Genomic DNA, 2,290 nt, shown 5'->3' on the forward strand with positions numbered 1-2,290 from the left:
TCCTCCCCGCCCCTGCCCACTCCGGGGCCGGCCGGACCGCCCGGTCGCCTCCCCGCCCGTATCCGTTTCCCTCCGCCCTGTCCCTGCACCGAGCCCTGCTCGGCCGCTTCCCGACCGGCCGACCCGATGACCGCCCGCACCCGACCACAACCCTGCCCGACCACCCGCACCCGCACCCGCACCCGCACCCGCACCCGCACCCGCACCCGCACCCGCACCCGCGACCAAGCGGACCACAACCCGGACCACCCGAAGGACCGTCCATGGATCTGAGCCTGTTCTATTTCGCGCACGACTCCACCGCGCCGGGGCAAGCCGGCCGGTACGAGCTGTTGATCGAGGGAGCGAAACTCGCCGACCGGTCGGGGCTAGCCGCCGTGTGGACCCCGGAGCGGCACTTCGACCCCTTCGGCGGGGCCTACCCGAACCCGGCCGTGCTCGGCGCCGCCGTGGCCATGTGCACCCAGCGCGTGGGCATCCGGGCCGGCAGTGTCGTCGCCCCGCTCCACCACCCGGCGCGGATCGCCGAGGAGTGGTCGGTGGTGGACAACCTCTCGGGCGGCCGGGCCGGCATCGCCTTCGCCTCCGGCTGGAACACCGTGGACTTCGCCCTGCGCCCGGAGAACCACGCCGACCGGCGCACTCTGGTCCGCGACACCGCCGAAGAGGTCCGTCGGCTGTGGCGCGGCGAGGCCCTCGCCACCGCCGACGGTCTCGGACGGCCCGTCGAGATCCGTACCTACCCGCCCGCCGTACAGCCCGAGTTGCCGGTGTGGCTGACGTCGGCCGGCGGCGTGGACACTTTCCGGGCCGCCGCCCGGATGCGCGCCGGCATCCTCACCCACCTGCTGGGCCAGTCCCTGGAGGAGGTGGCCGGCAAGATCGCCGAGTACCGGCGGGTGGCCGCCGAGGAACACGACGGCTGGTCCGGCCATGTCGTGCTGATGCTGCACACCCTGCTCGGCGACGACCTCGACCAGGTCCGCGAGCAGGTGCGCGAGCCCTTCACGAACTACCTGAAGAGCTCCGCGAACCTCACCGCCAAGTCGTTCACCGGCAAGGACATGGACCTGTCCGAGCTGAACGCGGACGACATGGACTACCTCGCGGCCCGCGCGTTCGACCGCTACTTCGAGACCGGCGGGCTCTTCGGCAGCGTCGAGCGGGCCGCCGAACTGCTCCCGCACATACGGGCTTTGGGTGTCGACGAGATCGGCTGCCTTGTGGACTTCGGAGTGGAGTCCCGGGCTGTGCTCGACGGCATCGACAAGCTCGGCAAGCTGAACGAGATCATCTCCCGATGAGACAGGAGACGTCATGAGCACCACCCTGAGCGCAGGGCCGACCTGGGCCCCGCACGAGATCACCGGCGCCGGGACCGAGGGCCAGGACCTGGCCGCACACCTGGCCGAACTCGGCGCCGACCGTCTCGCCGAACTGCTGACGGAGCACAAGGCGCTCGTCTTCCGCGGGTTCGGGGTCACGCCCGACGCGATCGAGCCCGTCCTCGGCCAGCTGCTGCCCAACCGACTGCCCTACGTGCACGGCAACTCCCCCCGCACCCGGGTGCGGGGCAATCTCTACACCTCCACCGAGTACCCGCAGCGCTTCACCATCTCGATGCACAACGAGCTGAACTACGCCCGCAAGTGGCCGGCCCGGCTCGCCTTCTACTGCGAGAAGGCCGCCGAGTCCGGGGGAGCCACCCCGGTCGTGGACGGCGAGCTGTGGCTCCGGTCCCTCGATGCCGAGGTTCGCGAGGCCTTCGCCGGCGGGATCCGCTACGTGCAGAACCTGCACGACGGTTACGGACTCGGCAAGAGCTGGCAGGACACCTTCGAGACCGACGACCGCGCCGAGGTGGAGCGGTTCTTGACGGCCTCCGAAGCCGAGTGGGAATGGGGCCCGGACGGCATCCGCGTGGTGCAGCACCGCCGGGCCACCACCACGCACCCGGTGACGGGCACCGAGGTCTGGTTCAACCAGGCCGACCAGTGGCACCCGGCCGGCCTCGGCGACGAGACCTCCAAGGAGCTGTACGACATCCTCACGCCCGAGGAGTTCCCGCAGTACGTCACGTTCGCCGACGGCACGCCCATACCGGACGAGTACGTCACCCAGATCCGCGACCGGGGCCTGGAGCTGGCCGTGGACGTGGACTGGCGGTTCGGCGACGTGCTGGTGATCGACAACGTGCTCACCGGGCACGGCCGCCGCCCCTTCGAGGGGACCCGCCGCATCCTGGTCGCCATGTCCGACTGACCCGTACCGCGCGACGGACCGCGGATCC

At 71.2% G+C, this 2,290-nt stretch carries 3 protein-coding genes; all 3 read left to right on the top strand.

Going from position 1 to position 2,290, the window contains the following annotated elements; genetic code table 11:
• Positions 1 to 126: 126 nt before the first annotated feature.
• From IEZ21_RS01590 to IEZ21_RS01600, 3 genes are read left to right on the top strand one after another with little or no spacing between them, the layout of a single operon-like run.
• A complete protein-coding gene (locus IEZ21_RS01590) occupies positions 127 to 273 on the top strand; it encodes a hypothetical protein (protein ID WP_189320071.1) in 147 nt (48 codons plus the stop codon).
• Positions 264 to 1,304: a MupA/Atu3671 family FMN-dependent luciferase-like monooxygenase gene (locus IEZ21_RS01595; RefSeq protein ID WP_189320072.1), complete on the top strand. Its 1,041-nt coding sequence runs from the start codon at positions 264 to 266 to the stop codon at positions 1,302 to 1,304. The genes IEZ21_RS01590 and IEZ21_RS01595 overlap by 10 nt, the downstream gene beginning before the upstream one ends.
• 13 nt (positions 1,305 to 1,317) lie before the next feature.
• Positions 1,318 to 2,262: a TauD/TfdA family dioxygenase gene (locus tag IEZ21_RS01600; RefSeq protein WP_189320073.1), complete on the top strand. Its 945-nt coding sequence runs from the start codon at positions 1,318 to 1,320 to the stop codon at positions 2,260 to 2,262.
• Positions 2,263 to 2,290: the final 28 nt, after the last annotated feature.

This window comes from Streptomyces flaveus (assembly GCF_014647675.1).
In the GTDB taxonomy this organism is placed as follows: Bacteria; Actinomycetota; Actinomycetes; order Streptomycetales; family Streptomycetaceae; genus Streptomyces; species Streptomyces flaveus.

Coding starts and splice junctions, on each gene's coding strand:
- IEZ21_RS01590 (WP_189320071.1), top strand. CDS start 127: ATGACCGCCCGCACCCGACCACAACCCTGCCCGACCACCCGCACCCGC.
- IEZ21_RS01595 (WP_189320072.1), top strand. CDS start 264: ATGGATCTGAGCCTGTTCTATTTCGCGCACGACTCCACCGCGCCGGGG.
- IEZ21_RS01600 (WP_189320073.1), top strand. CDS start 1,318: ATGAGCACCACCCTGAGCGCAGGGCCGACCTGGGCCCCGCACGAGATC.